Origin of the sequence: Flexivirga oryzae, assembly GCF_014190805.1 — a bacterium.
GTDB lineage: Bacteria > Actinomycetota > Actinomycetes > Actinomycetales > Dermatophilaceae > Flexivirga > Flexivirga oryzae.
Genome location: NZ_JACHVQ010000004.1, coordinates 124141 through 141692, shown reverse-complemented (window position 1 = coordinate 141692; position 17552 = coordinate 124141). Strand labels below are relative to the sequence as shown.

Sequence of the window (17552 nt, the reverse complement as noted above, 5' to 3'; positions counted from 1 at the left end):
GGGTCGGCCACGAGTTGCCGCATCCGCCGTACGGACCCCGCATTTGCACGATCTACTGGTGAGTAGCACAATGATGTTACTGACGAGTAGGGCCAGTTGGAGGAGACCATGTCCCATTACAAGAGCAATGTTCGCGACCTGGAGTTCAACCTCTTCGAGGTCCTCGGCCGGGGCGACGTGCTCGGCTCGGGCCCGTACGCCGAGGTCGACGCGGACACCGCCCGCGAGATGATCAAGGAGCTCGCGCGCCTCGCGGAGCACGAGCTGGCCGAGAGCCTGCTGGACTCCGACCGCAACCCGCCGGTCTACGACCCGGAGACCAAGACCGCCACGCTGCCGGCGAGCTTCAAGAAGTCCTACCAGGCATACCTCGACTCGGGCTTCCAGGCGGTCGACCTGCCCAAGGAGTTCGACGGCACAGTCGTGCCCCCGTCGCTGAAGTGGGCACTGAACGAGCTCATCCTCGGCGCCAACCCGGCCATCGGGATGTATGCCGCGACGTTCTCCTTCAGCCGGCTGCTCTTCATCCTCGGCAACGACGACCAGCAGAAGCTGGCCAAGTGGATGGCGCAGGGCTCCTGGGGCGCCACCATGGTCCTGACCGAGCCGGACGCGGGCTCCGACGTCGGCGCGGGACGTACCAAGGCCGTGCAGCAGCCCGACGGCACCTGGCACATCACCGGCGTGAAGCGGTTCATCACCTCCGCCGAGCAGGACATGACCGACAACATCGTGCACTTCGTGCTGGCCCGCCCCGAGGGCGCCGGCGCGGGCACCAAGGGGCTGTCGCTGTTCATCGTGCCGAAGTACCACGTCGACCTGGAGACCGGTGAGCTCGGCGACCGCAACGGCGTCTACGTCACCAACGTCGAGCACAAGATGGGTCTGAAGGTGTCGACCACCTGCGAGCTGACCTTCGGTGACGGCGAGCCGGCCGTCGGCACCCTGCTGGGCGACGTCCACGACGGCATCGCGCAGATGTTCCGCGTCATCGAGCACGCGCGAATGCTGGTGGGCACCAAGGCGATCGCCACCCTGTCGACCGGCTACCTGAACGCGCTGGACTACGCCAAGCAGCGCGTGCAGGGCGCCGACATGACCACGCCGGCGAAGGACGCGCCGCGCGTCACCATCACCCATCACCCCGACGTACGCCGCAGCCTGATGCTGCAGAAGGCGTATGCCGAGGGCCTGCGCTCGCTGGTGCTCTACACGGCCAGCCAGCAGGACATCGTCGACGCGGAGTTCCTGCGCACCGGCTCCGAGCAGCCCGAGCCCGGCTCTCCCGCCGAGATGGCGAGCAGGCTGAACGACCTGCTGCTGCCGATCGTCAAGGGCGTCGGCTCCGAACGGGCCTGGGTGCTGCTGGGCACCGAGTCGCTGCAGACCTTCGGCGGTTCCGGCTTCCTGCAGGACTACCCGGTCGAGCAGTACGTCCGCGACGCCAAGATCGACACCCTCTACGAGGGCACGACCGCGATCCAGGGCCAGGACTTCTTCTTCCGCAAGATCGTGAAGGACCAGTTCGCCTCGCTGATGCATCTCGCGGGGCAGGTCACCGAGACGGTCAAGGGTGGCGACGGCCACGACGGCCTGCACACCGAACGCGAACTGCTCGGCACCGCGCTGGCCGACGTGCAGGGCATTGCCGAATGGCTCGCCACCACGTCGATGGCGGCGCTCGAGGAGGGCAAGGCGACCGAGATCTACAAGGTGGGCCTCAACACCTCGCGCTTCCTACTGGCCGCCGGCGACCTGGTGATCGGCTGGCTGCTGCTGCGCGGCGCCGAGGTGGCGCAGGCCAGGCTGGACGCCGGCGACGCCGGCGCGGACGAGGCGTTCTACCGCGGGAAGGTCGCGGCCGCGAAGTTCTACGCCGCCACCGTGCTGCCGAAGATCACCGCCGAGCGTGCCGTCGCCGAGGCCACCGACCTGTCGCTGATGGAGTTGCCGGAGGAGTCCTTCTGACGCTCCCCTGACCGACAGGCCCAGAAACACCCCGAGAGGCCCAGTTGGACCGCCCGATCCAGGCGCTCCAACTGGGCCTTTCGGCGTTGAGTGAGCCTCTCGGTGTTTTGGGGGCAATCACTTGGTCACTTGTCCACATTCGCGGCGCGATCCCTGCCATAGTCGTTCTCATCGATGCAGTTACTCGTGCGTAACCATCTGCGAAGGAGAACGGCCATGGGAGCGTATGGCGAACAATCCGGTCCCAGCCGGCGGACCGTGCTGCGCGGCGGTGCGGCGCTCGGCCTCGGCGCCGCCGTGGCCGGTACGGCACTGCCCACCGCCGGCGCGGCCGAGGCGACAACGGAGGCGCCATACCTCGTCGGCAGGGGCATGGGCGACACGACGGGTGCCTGCGCGGAGAACGGCATGATGGGCTATTCGATGCCGCAGCAGATCGACGACGGCATCTCCATGCGGTTGCGGGCGCGTGCCTTCGTCATCGTCGATCGCGCCACTGGCAAGCGGATCGCATGGTGTGTCGCCGACCAGGCGCTCATCCCGGTGGCCGCGCATGCCGCGATCGTCGCGAAGCTGATGTCGAAGTACCCGGGGATCTACGACTACACGAATGTGTGTGTCACAGCTACGCATTCGCACTCGACGCCCGGCGGATGCTCACACGACTTCATCTACAACCTGGCGATCCTCGGCTTCCAGCAGGAGACCTTCGACGCGATGGTCGACGGGTATGTCGATGCGATCAGCGCCGCGCACGACGACCTGAAGCCCGGCTCGATCACGGTCGGGCACACCACCCTGACCGACGCCAGCCGCAACCGCTCACAGCAGGCCTTCGAGCTCAACCCGGACGCCGACAAGGCCGTCTTCCCGGACGCGATCGACCCGCACATGATCGTCTGGCGCTTCACACAGGGCGGCACGGACATCGGCGCGATCTCGTGGTTCCCGACCCACGGGACCTCGCTGCCCAACACCAATCTGCTGGTCAGCGGCGACAACAAGGGGTATGCCGCCTGGGCGTGGGAGCGGGAGCAACTCGGACAGGACTACCTGGCGGGGCAGCCGGCGTTCGTGTCCGCGTTCGCGCAGTCGGCCGCGGGCGACATGTCCCCGAACCTGGAGCTGAAGCCGGGCACCGGACCGACCGACGACCCTTGGCAGAACTTCGCGATCATCGGCGACCGGCAGAAGACCGCGATGCAGTCGGCCTGGAAGTCGGCGACCGAGCCGATCAGCGGATCGATCGACAGTATCGCCACCTACATCGACATCGGCGACATCGCGATCGACTCGAAGTGGACACCGGACGGCCAGGAGCATCACACGACACCGGCCGTGATCGGCGCGTCGATGCTGGCCGGCAGTGTGGAGGACGGGCCGGGGCTGGGTTACCCGGAGGGCTGGACCGGGCCGCTGGCGAAGCTGTGGGCGATGTTGCCGACGATGCCGCCCGCGCCGGGCTGGATGCTGTCGGAGCAACAGCCGAAGCTGTGCACCCTGCCGGTCGGGCTCGTCGGCGCCGCGCCGAGCCGGGTGCTGATCCAGGTGCTCAAGATCGGTCAGTTCCACATCGCCTGCACCCCGTGCGAGGTGACGATCGTCGCCGGCCTGCGGATCCGGCGTTCCGTCGCGGCCACCCTCGGGGTGCCGCTGGACCAGGTGATGATCCAGTCCTACTCCAACGGGTACGCCGAATACGTCACAACGCCGGAGGAGTACGCCTCCCAGCAGTACGAGGGCGGATCGACGCTGTACGGCCGGTACGAGCTGTGCGCGTACCAGCAGGAATTGTCCTCCCTCGCGGCGAAACTGCAGGCCGGGGCGAGCATTCCGGTCCGCAGTGCGGGTGCTCCGTCGCCCCTGGGGTTCATCGACCTGGTGCCCGGCGTGGTCTACGACAACCCGCCGCTCGGCAAGAGGTTCGGCCAGGTGGTGACGGCACCCGCGGCGTCATACAAGAAGGGGACGCAGGCGCAGGTGGTCTTCGTCACCGGCCACCCGAAGAACAACCTGCGGCGTGGATCGACGTTCCTCGAGGTGCAGCGCAAGGTCGGCGCGGCCTGGCAACGGGTGCAGGACGATGGCGACTTCGCCACGAAGTTCACCTGGAAACGCACCGACGTAGTGCTCGGGACGTCGACGGCGTCGATCACCTGGGACATTCCCGCGGACGCACCGAGCGGCACCTACCGGATCGTGCACCACGGCTCCGCGAAGGCCTCGCTGACCGGGAAGATCTCCGACTTCACCGGAGCATCAACCGAATTCACGGTCAGCTGACGGCGGTAGCGAGACACCGTACGGCTGGGCTCAGGAGCCGGATGCGGGCCCCTCGTCACGCACCTCGTGGACCGAGGCGACGGCGTCCCGCAGCCGGCCGATCCAGTCGTCCTCGTGCCGGCCCACCAGTCGCACGCACCACGCGAGTGCATCCGATCGCGAGCGCGCGACGCCGGCGTCGACCAGGGTGTCGAGCACCCGGCGCTCCGGCTGCCGCAGCCGGGTCATCACGGGGACCGACAGGTTGGTGAAGACCTCCCGGGTCTCCCCGCAGACGGCACCCCAGGCGACCTTGGCACCGAATCGCCGCTCGGCTTCGTCGGCGATGCGCATCCGTTTGCCGCGGGTGTCCTCACGCCACCGCTTGATACGGCCGCTCTCGGCGGCGCGGGCACCGTCGTCCTGCGCCGCAACCTCCGGTGCCGGCAGGGTGCCGACGACCACGATCTCCTCGCGGTCGACGGTGACCTCGGGAGCGCCTTCGAACCAATCGTCGGGCAACCGCCCGGCGAACCATCCTTCGATCGTGTTCATCATCTGATTACACACTTACATGATTACATCGTCAAGGGAAACTCGGACTACGAGGCCGAGGTGCCGCGCAGGGCCAGCTCGAGACGGTCCGCTCCGTCGGCGACCAACGACACCGGAATACCCCAATCCTGTTGGTAGACATGGCATGCCGCGTGCTCCGGAAGTTCGCCGGTGATCGGATCACCGTCGCAGGCGGCCGCGCGTACCGAGATGTGCAGGACACCCTCGGTGATGTCGTCGGCAAGCTCCAAGGTGCGCTCCAGCCCCTGGGCAGCGCCGGCGCCGTTGCGGAGCAGCCCCTCCGGGCTGGCGGACACCGTCAGCTGGGTCGGGTCGCCGTACCGTTTGTCGAGCTTCTGACCGGTCGGTGGCACGAAGTCGACCGACAACCGCAGCGCGCCGGGAGTCACCCGGGTGACCGGACGTTGCGTCTGCAGGGCCGGTCCCGAAACACGTGCCGCAGCAACGGGTATGGCGACCCGGACGACGCGGTGGGCCGCCGACTCGACGACCACCAGCCGGGCGCCGGCCGGGTCGTCCTCGACGAGCAGATCGCTCGGCTCGGCGAGGTCCGTGGCCAGCGTCGACACCTCGCCGGCCGCCGGGTCGTAGCGGCGGATCGCGCCGTTGTAGGTGTCCGCGATCGCGACGCTGCCGTCGGGCAACTCGGCGACGCCGAGCGGGTGTTGCAGCAACGCCTCGGATGCCGGGCCGTCGAGGTGGCCGAAGTCGAACAGCCCCTTGCCGACATACGAGTCCAGGCGGAAGCCGGTGTCCTGCAACGAGATCGACCGCAACGCAGAGGTCTCGGAGTCGGCGATCCAGACCTTCTTGCCGTCCGCGGATGCGGCGAGCCCGGAGGGTTGCGCCAGCCACGCGCCGTGGGCGTCCCCGTCCCGCAAGCCTTCCTGACTCGTGCCGGCCAGCACCGCGACCGAGTTGTCCTTCGGGTCGGCCGCGAGGTGCAGCGCCCACAGCTGGTGCGTGCCGGCCATCGCGATCACGACCCGGTCGATCCACCAGGCGAGGTCCCACGGGGTCGACAACGGCTGGCCGAGCGCTGCGCCGCTACCGGACCGTTCGCGCAGCTGCTCACCGGTGCCTGCCTGCACCCGAATCTCGCCGTCGGAGAAGCGGATCGAGAAGACCTGGTGGCGCACCGTGTCGGCGACCAACGCGTCGTAGCCGAGCCTCCGCGCGGCGTCCGGGGGAAGCACGAGTACTCCGTGCGGTGAGTCCAGGTGGCCGTCGCCGTAGCGGGCACGTTCGGTCTCCAGGTCGGCCTCCAACTGGACCACCTGGTGGTGTGCGGTGTCCGAGACCAGGTAGCTGCCATCGCCGACCGCCGCGAGCTTGCCTGGGAAACGCAGTGCGGTCGTCGGCGCCTCGGGCGCGACATACGGTCCGTCGCCTGTGCGCAGCGTGCCCTTGGCGCGGTGTTCCTCGAGTAGTTCGCGGATCAACACCTCGAGCCCGTGGGAATGCCCTTCACCGGAGAACTGGCCGACGACATATCCCTCCGGGTCGATGACGACCAGGGTCGGCCAGGCGCGCGCGGTGTAGGCGCCCCAGGTCTGCAGCTCGGGGTCGTCCAGCACCGGGTGGTGGACCGCGTAACGCTCCACTGCCTGCTCCAGCGCAACCGGATCCGCCTCGTGCTCAAACTTGGGCGAGTGGACCCCGATGAGCACCAGTTGATCGGCGAATTCACGCTCCAGCGGCCGTAATTCGTCAAGGACGTGCAGGCAGTTGACGCAGCAGAAGGTCCAGAAGTCGAGCACTGCAACTTTGCCGCGCAAGTCTGCCAGTCGCACGGCTGCGCCGCCGGTGTTGAGCCAGCGGCGACCGAGGAGTTCCGGTGCGCGCACGCGCACCTCCACCCCCCGACGTTCTCCGCTCGTTCCTCGCTCCGATACTTCGCGGGGGCCCCGGTCCTTCGTCATACCCCCATCGTCGCGCGGCGGTGCGTGACGACCACACGCGGCCCTGTGTCACCGACGCTGCGTCGTCGGGTACTCGGGTTGTGACTGGTAGAGGGCCGGCAGTCCACCGGTCCGCAGCAACTTCGCCATCTCCTGGATGCGGTCGCGCGAGGCGCCCCACCCCTTGACCTGCTCGGCGGCGCGCAGCCGCCGCTTCTCGGTCACCTCGATGGTCCACGGCTTGCCGAAGATCGAGCGGGCGATCATCACCAGCGGGAAGACGAGGAGCAACAGCAGGAACTCGCCGAGGAAGACGACCAGGATGACGATGACCGGCACCAGGATGACGCCGAGGATGATCATGCTGGTCGGTCAGCAGTTGGACGGCGGGCCGGTGCGGGCCGCCCGCGGTTCTACCATTTCGGCATGACGCAGTACCTGTCCTTCGTCGCGCTCGCCGCTGTCCTGGCGATCGCGCCCGGCCCCGACTCGCTGCTGACCTTGCGCAGCACCCTGCTCGGCGGCCGGCGACGCGGTGCGTGGACGGCGGCCGGGATATTGGTCGCCAACATCGTGCAGGGGGTCGTGGCCGCGTCCGGGCTCGGCGCGCTGTTGATGCATGCCGAGACGGCCTTCCGGATCATCAAGTGGGCGGGCGCGGTCTACCTGGCCTATCTCGGTTTCCTGGCGATCCGGGCCGCCTGGCGGATGCGGTCGGCGGACGGCCCCGTCGAGGCGAAGATGGTCACGCGGCGCAGCCCCTGGTCGGCGGCGTGGCAGGGTTTCCTGTGCAACATCACGAACCCGAAGGTGCTGGCGTTCAACATTGCGGTGCTGCCGCAGTTCGTCGGCGAACACGCAAGCGTGGCAACGCTGTTGACCTATGCGCTCACGTTGGCCGCGGTCGGCTCCATCGTCCTGGTCGGCCTGGTCGCGGTGGCCGGGCTGGCCTCCCGGGTGCTGCAGCGGCTCACCGTGCGACGCAGCATCGAGGGTGCGACCGGTGTCGTGATGCTCGGCTTCGCGACGGCGCTGGCGGCCGAATCGAGTTAGAGCCGGCGGTCGCGGAGCACCGGGAACGCCTCCCGGAAGTCATCGACCGCTGCCGGGTCGATGTCGATCCGCAGCACCTCCTGATCGCCACCGGCCTCGGCGAGCACCTCTCCGGTCGGCGCGATCACCGCGCTGTGCCCGCCCATCGTGGTCCTGGCGTGCGTGCCGGCGGTGTTGCAGCCGATCACGAAGCACTGGTCCTCGATCGCGCGCGCCCGTAACAGCAGCGACCAGGCGTCGACGCGTGCCTCCGGCCATGCAGCCGGTACGACGAAGACCTTCGCGCCGCGATCCACCTGCGCCCGGTAGAGCTCCGGGAAACGCAGGTCGTAACAGGTGGACAGTCCGGCGCTGACACCGGCGATGTCGGTGACGACGACGTCCTCGCCGGCCTCCATCAGCTTCGGCTCACCGCCGGCGAAACCGAAGCGGTGGATCTTGCGGTAGGTGGCCGTCACCGAACCGTCCGGGGCGATGAGCACCGAGGTGTTCCACAGCGACTTGCCCTCCGGGCCGGTCTCCCCGGACTCCGGGTGCTCGGCGATCGAACCGCCGTGCAACCACACCCTCGCATCCCGCGCGGCTCCCGCGAGCGCGGACACCACCGAACCGCTGACGTCCTGCGAGCGCGCCGGCCACTCCCGGTAGGAGAAGCCGCCCGCCGACCACAACTCGGGCAACACCACCAGATCGGCGCCAGACTCCGCACGCACCAGCGACACCACCCGGTCGGTGCGGTCGGCGAGGGACTCGGTGTCGTCATACGCCAGCTGAACGGCGGCAATCCGCATGCAGATCAGTCCTTTTCGTGGGTGCCGGCACGTGCGCGTGCCGCGAGGTAGTCGTTGTAGGCGTGCAGCTCGGCGTCGCCGTCCCGCTCGGCCTGCCGCTCTGCGCGCTGGCCCTCGGCGCGGTCGGTGCGGTACCACTCCGCGGCGATCAGCATGGCCAGGATGAGGGTCGGGAACTCACCGGCACCCCACGCGACCGTGCCGGCGCGTTGCTGGTCGACCAACGGGTCGGGCACCCACGACAGATGGAGCACCGAGAAGAAGTCGGGTGCCAGCAGCGTCGTGCCGGTCATCATCGCCACCCCGAAGAACGCGTGGAAGGCGATCGCGACGAGCAGGATGAGCATCCGGATGGGCGGCGCCCAGCGCTTCGGCCCGGGGTCGATGCCGACCAGGGAGTAGGCGTAGATGTACCCGGTGATCATGAAGTGGGCGACCATCAGGATGTGGCCGGTGTGCGTGGTCAGCGACAGGTGGAACCACGGCGAGTAGTAGAACGTGATCAGCGTGCCGAAGGACAACACCGCGGCGATGATCGGGTTGGCGAAGAACGCGAAGACCCGGGAGTGCACGATCGCCAGGATGATCTCGCGCGGGCCGAGGGTGCCGTCGCCGCGCTTGGGCAGTGCCCGCATCGCCAGGGTGACGATGCCGCCGCGCACCAGGCAGATCGGCACGAACATCGACACGCCCATGTGCATCAGCATGTGCATCGAGAACATCACGTGGCCGTAGATCGCCGGCGCCGAGTCGGCGAAGTAGGTGAAGCTCGCCCAGCCGGCGATCCACCAGGCCGTGCGGGCGATCGGCCACTTGTCGCCGCGTCGGTGCAGACGCCATACCCAGTGCAGGTAGACACCCAGCGCGACGACGGCCACGACGGTGAAGAGCCACTCGACCCGCCAGGCGGTGAACCAGCTGCTGGTCACCAGCGGGGAGGGCGTCGGGTAGTCGGTGAGGGAGAAGGCGATGTCGGTCTTCTGCAGGGGCGACTCACCGGCGATCGGTGGCTGCGAGCGGGAGAGCGCTGCACCGAGGCCGATGGCCACGGTCATGACCAGCGCCTCGATGGTGGCCAGTCGCGCGAACGCCGCCCGGCCCGGTTGGGACGTGCGCTCGGCACGCAGCCGGTCGACCACCTTGCGGCGCTGGAACCAGCCGAGGACACCGAGCCCGACGAGAGCCGCAGCCTTGGTGAGCACGACGACGCCGTAGCGCGAGGACAGCCCGTCGAGTCCGCCGAGCCGGATCCACGCGTTGAGGATGCCGGAGAGACCGACCATCGCGTAGCACCAGGTGGCGATCGTCGAGAAGCGCGCGACGACGTCGGGCGCGCCCTTCCCGAGCCGGGACCACATGATCAGCACGGCGAGCAGGCCGCCCACCCAGACCGCGACTCCGGCCAGGTGGAATGCCAAAGAGTTGACGGCGGCGTCGTGGTCGTTGCTGCCGGCGGAGTGTCCGACCAGCGCGAGCGGCCAGAGCGCGAGCAGGGCACCGAAGAACAGCCAGACCTGCACCGCCCGGCCGACACCGACGAAACAGACGACCGCGACGGCCAGTCCCACGAGGCTGGTGATCGCCGGGTTGCGCAGGGTCTCCAGCTGCCAGGTCCAGTGCCAGGCACCGGACCAGAAGCCGCTCGCGCCCAGGTGCACACCGGAGTCGTCGGCATAGTTGAGCACTGCACCGGCAGCTCCGAAGACGGCCCAGGCGAGGCCGGACCACGCGGCATACCGGCAGGCCCGGATACGCCGCGCGGTCTTCGTACCCTCCGGCATCAACATCCCGCCGAGCAGCAGCAACCCGATGGTGAGCGCGATGGACAGCTCGAAGAGCAGGTTCGCCAGCGGCAGACCCCAGCGCACCACGGCGCCGGGATCGAGCAACTGCAGCTTGTCCGCGGCGCCGGTGAACCGCACCGCGGCGGCACAGGCGATCAGCCCGGCTCCGACGGCCGCGGCGAGCGCGCCGGGGCGCGCGGTAGGGCGGGCCGTGCGAGGCTGATGGGTCACCCCAAAAGGTTAAGTCCGCCGGTTGTGGCGCAGGCGCTCGGTGCCGGGCGACGCAACCACTACCGTGTGGGTATGCCGACACGACCTCTCCCACCGGAAGCCCTCGACGAGCTGGTGGAGGCGTACGGCGCCACGGCGCAGGCGGTGCTGGACCTCGGCCTGACCTGCCGCCCGGACGATTTCGAGCGGCCGACCCAGCACGAGGGCCGCACCGTCCTGGACCAGATCGCCCGGGTCGCGGGACTGCCGTCCGGCGGACAGCGCACCGGACACGACGTCGTGCAGGAGCTGGCGCACGTCCTGCCCCGCCGGCTGCGGGCGCTGCGCGACCCGGAGCTCACACTGGACAGCCCGACTCCCGGAATCGTCGGTGGCGCAGGCTCGCTCGGCAGCACCTTGCACCGTCAGATCATCGACACCTGGTGTCTCGAACAGGACCTGCGCGAAGCGCTGGACCGTCCCGGCAACCTCGACTCGGCGGCCGCGGCAATGGTCGTGACCGCCGTGCTCACCGACTTCCCGGCGCAGGCGGCGGGTGCCGGACTGGAGCCGGGCACGTCCGTGATCATCGAATGCACCGGACCGGTGCTGGCGCGCGAGGGCGTGCGGATCACGCCGACCTCCGACGGGTCGCTGCGCGGCGAAGCGCTCTTCTCCGGCCGGGCGCACGTCGACGAGACCGACGACACCACCGGCGAGGTCATCATCGTGCCGCCGGGCTCCATCACCACCATCCGGCTGACCACCGAAGCGCTTACCCGCCGGGGCGCCGGCCGGGTGCCGACGGCCGACCTGCGCTACTCGGTCGTCGGCGACGAGGGCGTCGCCGCCCGCGTGCTGGACCGCCTGGCCATCGTGTCCTGACGCGCTGCGGTGCGCTGCGGGCGGCGTGCGCCGCCGCCGCCGCCGAGTTGAAACATCGACCTTCGATGCATATAGTTGTATGCCGCAAGCAACTTGTGTGGTACGCCACACGCGTCCGAACCGATCCTCAGGAACCGAAATGCCCGTTGAGCACGCCGTGGCGATGGAGCTGTCCGCCGAGCTCATCCACCTGGTGAAGAAGATCGAGGCGATCCGTCACTACACGCCGCGCGTGCACCCGGGGTCGGAGCCCTCGACATACCCGGTGATCTTCGCCCTGCGACGGATCGGCCCGGCGCGCATCTCAGCCATCGCCGAGACGGTCCATTCCGACGTGTCCACCGTCAGCCGGCAGGTGAGCCATCTGGTCGGCCACGGTCTGGTCGTCAAGGTGTCCGACCCGGACGACGGTCGCGCGCAGCGGGTCGCGCTCACCGAGGAGGGTGACGCGCTCGTGCAGCGCCTGCAGGACGGGCGCGGCAAGTGGATCCAGCGGATGCTGGCCGACTGGGACGACGACAAGGCGCGCGACTTCACCCGTTACTTGCATGAGTTCGTCGGCGAGCTCAGCCGCGAACTCGACCGGGCCCGGGCCACCGGCGCCGACCTCCCCGAATTTCCCCCAACCACTGGAAAGGACCCCGCGTGAGCAACGCAACGGCGGCCAAGACGGCGCCCGTGAGCGGTGAATACACCCACCGGCAGATCCTGACGATCCTCACCGGTCTGCTGCTCGGCATGTTCCTCGCCGCGCTCGACCAGACGATCGTCAGCACCGCGATCCCCCGGATCGCCAATGAGCTGCACGGCCTGTCCATCCAGGCGTGGGTCACCACGGCATACCTGATCACCTCGACGATCACGACCCCGATCTACGGCAAGCTCGGCGACCTCTACGGCCGCAAGAAGCTGTTCATCTTCGCCATCGGCGTCTTCATCACCGGTTCGGCGATGTGCTCCTTCGCCACCTCGATGTACGAGCTGGCCGCGTTCCGCGCCTTCCAGGGGATCGGCGCCGGTGGCCTGATGACCCTCGTGCTGGCGATCATCGGCGACCTCGTGCCGCCGCGGGAACGCGCGAAGTACACCGGCTATTTCATGGCGACGTTCGGCACCTCGTCGGTGCTCGGACCGGTCGTCGGCGGCTTCCTCGCCCAGACCAACTCCTTCCTCGGGGTCACCGGGTGGCGCTGGGTCTTCCTGGTGAACGTGCCGATCGGTATCCTCGCGCTCTTCGTGGTCAGCGCCACCTTGCACCTGCCGCACACCCGCCGTGAGGCGCGCATCGACTGGTGGGGCGCCGTCGCGCTGGTCGTCGCGCTCGTGCCGCTGCTGACCGTTGCCGAGCAGGGCCGCACCTGGGGCTGGGGGTCGGTGACCTCGATGGCCTGCTACGTGATCGGTGTCATCGGTGTCGCCGCCTTCGTCTGGATCGAGCACGTCATGGGCGCCGACGCGCTGATCCCGTTGCGCATCTTCAAGATCCGCGCCGCGTCGGTGACCATCGTCGCCAGCGTGATCGTGGGAATGGGCATGTTCGGTGGCATCACCGTGCTGCCGCTCTACATGCAGATCGTGCACGGTGCGTCGCCGATGACCTCGGGCCTGATGATGCTGCCGATGGTGGCCGGCATGATGATCGCCTCGATCGTCTCCGGTCTGATCACGGCGAGCACCGGCCGGATCCGCGGATTCCCGATCCTCGGCACCCTGGTCGCGACGGCCGGGATGGCACTGCTGTGGCTCTTCGTCACCGCCGACACCAGCCTCGTCCTGGTCATGCTGATGATGTTCCTGGTCGGCCTCGGCCTCGGCAACTGTATGCAGCCGCTGACGCTGATCGTGCAGAATGCCGTCCCACCGCAGGAGATCGGCGTGGCCACCTCCGCCGCGACCTTCTTCCGGCAGACCGGTGGCACGATCGGTGTTGCCGTCTTCCTGTCGATCCTGTTCAGCACGCTCGGCGACAAGATCAAGGACGCCCTGGCTGCCGCGATGAAGGCCGACCCCTCGCTGGCAACGCCGGCCAACCAGAAGGTCTTCGGCAAGATCGCCGCCACGGTGGAGAACGACTCGACGATCCTGCAGCAGGTTCCGCACAAGATCGCGCACCCGTTCATGGTCGGCTTCGCGGACTCGATGGACCTGATCTTCCTGTGCGCGGCAGTGCTGATGTTCATCGCGTTCCTGGTGCTGCTGCTGATGCCGCCCGTCGAGCTGCGCGCCCAGTCGGCGCAGGCCGCTGCCGCAGCCGAGGGCGGCGCGGAGGACCCCGGCGAGGGCCTCGAGCCGGAGCCGGTCGGTGTCGGCGCGGGCACCGCAGGTCGGCACATCGCGGAGTCGGGTGACACGCTCAGCGAGGTCGACGAGTCGCTGTCCCCGCGGCACAGCGCGGACTGAGCGGTTCCCACCAGAGCGAAGGGGCGTCCGGCAGCTCGCCGGGCGCCCCTTCGTCATACCTGCCGCACGGTATGACGGGCCGGCGCCTCCCCGATCAGCGCTGCCCACGACTCCCAGGCCGACTCGTCCCCGTCGTCCTGCGCCTGCTCGATGAGCAGGCGGCCGGTGGCGAGCAGGTGATCACGCATCTCCCGCGCGGCCAGGCCCGGATCGGCCGCCGCGATAGCGGCCACGATCGGCTCGTGCTCGGCGAGGATGTCGGCGCGCGACCTCGACCGGTCGGCGGTGGAGGCTCCGATCAGCCGCGTGGTGTCCCGCAGCCCGGCGATCAGCGCAGTGAGCCGGCGGTTACCCGCGCAGTCCAGGATCGTCGCGTGCAGGTGCTCGTCGGCGGCCGCGAAGCTAACGTCGTCATCGCGGTCAGCGGCATCGCACATGGCCGCGAGGTGCCGGCGCAGCCGAGCGAGCAGGTCGGCCGACCCGTCCCGGGCGGCGTCCGCGGTCGCCACGGGCTCCAACGCCAGACGCAACGCGAAGATCTCGGCGATGTCCTGGCCGGTCGGACGCACCGCTCGGAAGCCGCGCTTCGGGACGAACTCGATGAGTCCGGCCTCGGCCAGGCCGAGCAGGCCCTCACGCACCGGACTGCGCGACATGCCCAGCCGCTGTGCCACCTCCGGCACCGAGTGGAACGTGTCGCGCCCGATCGTCCCGTCATACAGCCAGGCGCGCACCTGCGCCGCCGCCTCCTCCGCCAAGGACATGGGTAACATGTTACGCATGTCTCTGCTTGCCGCGCTGCGTTCCGCGGGCCTGGAGGTCCGTGACGACTCGACCACTCGTGCGGCATACAGCTCCGACGCGTCGCTCTACCGCGTCCCGCCGACCGCGGTCGCCTTCCCGCGCTCGGCGCAGGAACTGGCCACCGCGTATGCCGTCGCACGCGATGCCGGCGTGCCGTTGACGGCGCGGGGTGCGGGGACGTCGGTCGCAGGCAACGCCGTGGGCCCGGGCCTGGTCCTCGACCTGTCACGACACTTCAACCGGGTGCTCGAGATCGACCCGGACGCACGGACGGCGCGCGTCGAGCCGGGTGTCGTGCAGGACCAGCTGCAACGCGCCGCCGCTCCGCACGGGCTGCGCTTCGGCCCGGACCCGTCGACCTCGACCCGGTGCACCATCGGCGGGATGATCGGCAACAACGCGTGCGGCTCGCGCAGCCTGGGCTACGGACGGACCGCCGACAATGTCCTGGCGTTGCGTGGATTCTTCGGCACCGGCGGCGAATTCGCCGTCACGTCGGGCAGCGCCGATCCTGTCGAGTCGGCAGAGGCGACCGCACTGCGGACGTTGGGAGCCGACCACCTCGCGCACATCCGTACCCAGTTCGGACGATTCGGTCGCCAGGTCTCCGGCTATTCGATGGAGCATCTGCTGCCCGAGCGCGGCGCCGACGTCGCGCGTTTCCTGGTCGGCTCGGAGGGCACACTCGGCGTCGTCACCGAAGCCACGGTCCGGCTCGTGCCCGACCCGAAGCACCGGCGGATGATCGCCCTCGGCTTCGCCGACATCGTCGCGGCCGGCGCCGCATCACCGGCCGTGCTCGCGCACGACCCGACCGCGTGCGAGGGCCTGGATGCCCGGCTCATCGACGTGGTGCGCTCGCGGCGCGGCCCGGGCGCCGTGCCCGACCTGCCCCGCGGCGGCGCCTGGCTCTTCGTGGAGGTGAGTGGCGACGATGCGGCCGAAGTCGACGCCCGCGCAGCAGCAGTGGCGGCGGATTCCTCACTGGGAGCTGTCGATTCGCGGGTGGTGATGTCGGCGGCGGAGACCGCTGAGCTGTGGCGGATCCGGGCCGATGGCGCAGGGTTGGCGGGCCGCTCGCCGGCGGGCGAGCCGGCGTGGCCCGGCTGGGAGGACGCCGCGGTACCCCCGGACCAGCTGGGTGCCTACCTGCGCGACTTCGACGAACTGGTCGCCTCGCACGGGCTGACCTCCGCGCCGTTCGGGCACTTCGGCGATGGCTGCATGCACGTGCGGCTGGACCTTCCGCTGCAGCGCCCGGATGCGAAGCAGGTGCTGCGCTCCTTCATGACCGACGCGGCGAAGCTGGTCGGCCGGTACGGCGGGTCACTCTCCGGTGAGCACGGTGACGGTCGCGCCCGCAGCGAGCTGCTCCCCCATATGTATGACGCCCGCTCCCTTGCCCTCTTCGCGGAGGCGAAGCGAATCTGCGACCCCGAAAACCTGCTGAGCCCAGGTGTGCTCGTCGATCCTGCTCCGATCGACGCCGACCTGCGCTTCCCAGCACCCGCCGTGCCTGTGGCCCGCCGGACGCGCCGGTCCTCTCGTCTGGCATTGGCGTGGGCGGCCGACGGCGGCGACTTCGGCCAGTCGGTGCACCGCTGCACCGGGGTCGGCAAGTGCCGAGCGGACAACACCGGGTCGGGCGGCGTCATGTGCCCGTCATACCTCGCGACCAAGGAGGAGAAGAACTCCACCCGCGGACGCGCACGCGTGCTGCAGGAGATGATCAACGGCTCTGTTGTGCAAGCCGATTGGCGCGCGCCCGAGGTGCACGAGGCACTCGACCTGTGCCTGTCGTGCAAGGGCTGCCTGTCGGACTGCCCGACCGGGGTCGACATGGCGTCGATGAAGTCCGAAGTACTGCACCAGGCCTACGCCGGCCGCCGTCGGCCGATCTCGCACTACACGCTCGGGCGGCTGCCGCAGTGGCTCCGGCTGACGCGTCGGGCGCCGAGAATCTCCCGGCTGGCAATGCGTTTCGGAGACCGCTTCGGCTTCACCAAGCGGCTGGGTGGCGTCGATCCCCGGCGGTCGATCCCGGTCATCGCGCCCACCTCGTTCGCGCAGTGGGCGGCGTCGCACGACCTGGTTCCCTACGCGCCGGGTGTCACCGACCGGCCGGCGCTGCTGTGGGTGGACACATTCACCGACGAGTTCACGCCCGAGATCGGTGCCGCCATGGTCTCGGTCCTGCGGGACGCCGGCTATCGACCGGTGCTGCCACCGCGGACGGTGTGCTGCGGGCTGACCCTCATCTCGACCGGGCAGCTGGACGCCGCCAAATCCACTCTGCAGGCGTTGGTTTCGACGCTTGCACCGGCTGCGGACGACGGTGTCCCGATCGTCGGCGTGGAACCTTCGTGCACCGCGGTGCTGCGCCACGACCTGCTCGAGTTGTTGCCCGACGATCCGGCCGCCCGAGCCGTCGCCGGCGCGACGGTCACCCTCGCCGAGCTACTGAGCCGCACGGACGGGTGGCGAGCACCCGACCTCGCCGGGGTGCGCATCATCGCGCAACCGCACTGCCACCACCATGCGGTGATGAACTGGTCGGCGGACGAGAAGCTGCTCCTCGATGCCGGTGCCGAGGTCACCCGGGTGGGCGGATGTTGTGGTCTGGCCGGCAATTTCGGTGTCGAGCAGGGGCACTACGAGGTTTCGGTCGCCGTCGCCGAGACCAACCTGCTGCCTGCCGTGCGCGAGGCCGGTCCGGACGACGTGATCCTGGCCGACGGCTTCTCGTGTCGCACGCAGCTGCAGGACCTGGCGGGCACGTCCGCCATACATCTGGCGCAGCTGCTCGCCCACGCAGGTGCTGCACGACCCTGACGGCCGGAATCACCGCTGACGGCCGAATTGGGCCGTCAGCGGTGAATCGGACCGTCAGCCTCCGAGATGACTCCGACTCTCGCCGA

The 17552-nt window shown here is 69.3% G+C and carries 13 protein-coding genes; 7 read left to right on the top strand and 6 right to left on the bottom strand.

Going from position 1 to position 17552, the window contains the following annotated elements; all coding sequences use genetic code 11:
* Window positions 1–108 precede the first annotated feature (108 nt).
* The gene (locus tag FHU39_RS19850; RefSeq protein WP_183322469.1) at window positions 109–1968 is read left to right on the top strand and encodes an acyl-CoA dehydrogenase; all 1860 of its coding nucleotides are present in this window, start codon (window positions 109–111) and stop codon (window positions 1966–1968) included.
* A gap of 216 nt (window positions 1969–2184) precedes the next feature.
* Complete coding sequence (locus FHU39_RS19845; RefSeq protein WP_183322468.1) at window positions 2185–4251, top strand: neutral/alkaline ceramidase; 2067 nt, start codon at window positions 2185–2187, stop codon at window positions 4249–4251.
* Window positions 4252–4281: 30 nt separating this feature from the next.
* Here FHU39_RS19845 and FHU39_RS19840 read toward each other — a convergent pair whose 3' ends face one another.
* From FHU39_RS19840 to FHU39_RS19830, 3 genes are read right to left on the bottom strand one after another with little or no spacing between them, the layout of a single operon-like run.
* Window positions 4282–4788: a hypothetical protein gene (locus tag FHU39_RS19840; protein WP_183322467.1), complete on the bottom strand. Its 507-nt coding sequence runs from the start codon at window positions 4786–4788 to the stop codon at window positions 4282–4284.
* Window positions 4789–4832: 44 nt separating this feature from the next.
* Window positions 4833–6728, bottom strand: coding sequence for an NHL domain-containing thioredoxin family protein (locus tag FHU39_RS19835; protein ID WP_183322466.1), 1896 nt, complete (start codon window positions 6726–6728; stop codon window positions 4833–4835).
* 48 nt (window positions 6729–6776) lie between these two features.
* Window positions 6777–7070, bottom strand: coding sequence for a hypothetical protein (locus FHU39_RS19830; RefSeq protein ID WP_183322465.1), 294 nt, complete (start codon window positions 7068–7070; stop codon window positions 6777–6779).
* Window positions 7071–7133: 63 nt separating this feature from the next.
* Between FHU39_RS19830 and FHU39_RS19825 the strand changes: the two genes are divergently transcribed.
* Window positions 7134–7760, top strand: a complete 627-nt coding sequence (locus FHU39_RS19825; RefSeq protein ID WP_183322464.1) for a LysE family translocator — start codon at window positions 7134–7136, stop codon at window positions 7758–7760.
* Here the strand turns inward: FHU39_RS19825 and FHU39_RS19820 are convergent.
* Window positions 7757–8551, bottom strand: a complete 795-nt coding sequence (locus FHU39_RS19820; protein ID WP_183322463.1) for a carbon-nitrogen family hydrolase — start codon at window positions 8549–8551, stop codon at window positions 7757–7759. The two genes, FHU39_RS19825 and FHU39_RS19820, sit on opposite strands and share 4 nt — an antisense overlap.
* Before the next feature lie 5 nt (window positions 8552–8556).
* Entirely contained in the window at window positions 8557–10566 is a 2010-nt protein-coding gene (locus FHU39_RS19815) for a bifunctional copper resistance protein CopD/cytochrome c oxidase assembly protein (protein ID WP_343066034.1), read from the bottom strand.
* 72 nt (window positions 10567–10638) lie between these two features.
* On the opposite strand from FHU39_RS19815, the gene FHU39_RS19810 reads away from it, so the two are divergent.
* The 3 genes from FHU39_RS19810 to FHU39_RS19800 all read left to right on the top strand — a co-directional run bounded on the left by FHU39_RS19810 (window position 10639) and on the right by FHU39_RS19800 (window position 13830).
* Window positions 10639–11430 (top strand): hypothetical protein, encoded by a 792-nt coding sequence (locus tag FHU39_RS19810; RefSeq protein ID WP_183322462.1) that lies wholly within the window; start codon window positions 10639–10641, stop codon window positions 11428–11430.
* A 139-nt stretch (window positions 11431–11569) separates the two neighbouring features.
* The gene (locus tag FHU39_RS19805) at window positions 11570–12079 is read left to right on the top strand and encodes a MarR family winged helix-turn-helix transcriptional regulator (protein ID WP_183322461.1); all 510 of its coding nucleotides are present in this window, start codon (window positions 11570–11572) and stop codon (window positions 12077–12079) included.
* Window positions 12076–13830 (top strand): MDR family MFS transporter, encoded by a 1755-nt coding sequence (locus FHU39_RS19800; RefSeq protein ID WP_343066032.1) that lies wholly within the window; start codon window positions 12076–12078, stop codon window positions 13828–13830. The genes FHU39_RS19805 and FHU39_RS19800 overlap by 4 nt, the downstream gene beginning before the upstream one ends.
* A 53-nt stretch (window positions 13831–13883) precedes the next feature.
* Here the strand turns inward: FHU39_RS19800 and FHU39_RS19795 are convergent, their stop codons facing one another.
* Window positions 13884–14594 carry a GntR family transcriptional regulator gene (locus FHU39_RS19795; protein WP_183322460.1) on the bottom strand — a complete coding sequence of 237 codons (711 nt, stop codon included), beginning with the start codon at window positions 14592–14594 and terminating at the stop codon, window positions 13884–13886.
* 16 nt (window positions 14595–14610) lie between these two features.
* On the opposite strand from FHU39_RS19795, the gene FHU39_RS19790 reads away from it, so the two are divergent.
* On the top strand, window positions 14611–17466 hold the full coding sequence (locus FHU39_RS19790) for an FAD-binding and (Fe-S)-binding domain-containing protein (RefSeq protein WP_246336770.1): 2856 nt from the start codon (window positions 14611–14613) through the stop codon (window positions 17464–17466).
* The last annotated feature ends 86 nt before the right edge of the window (window positions 17467–17552 follow it).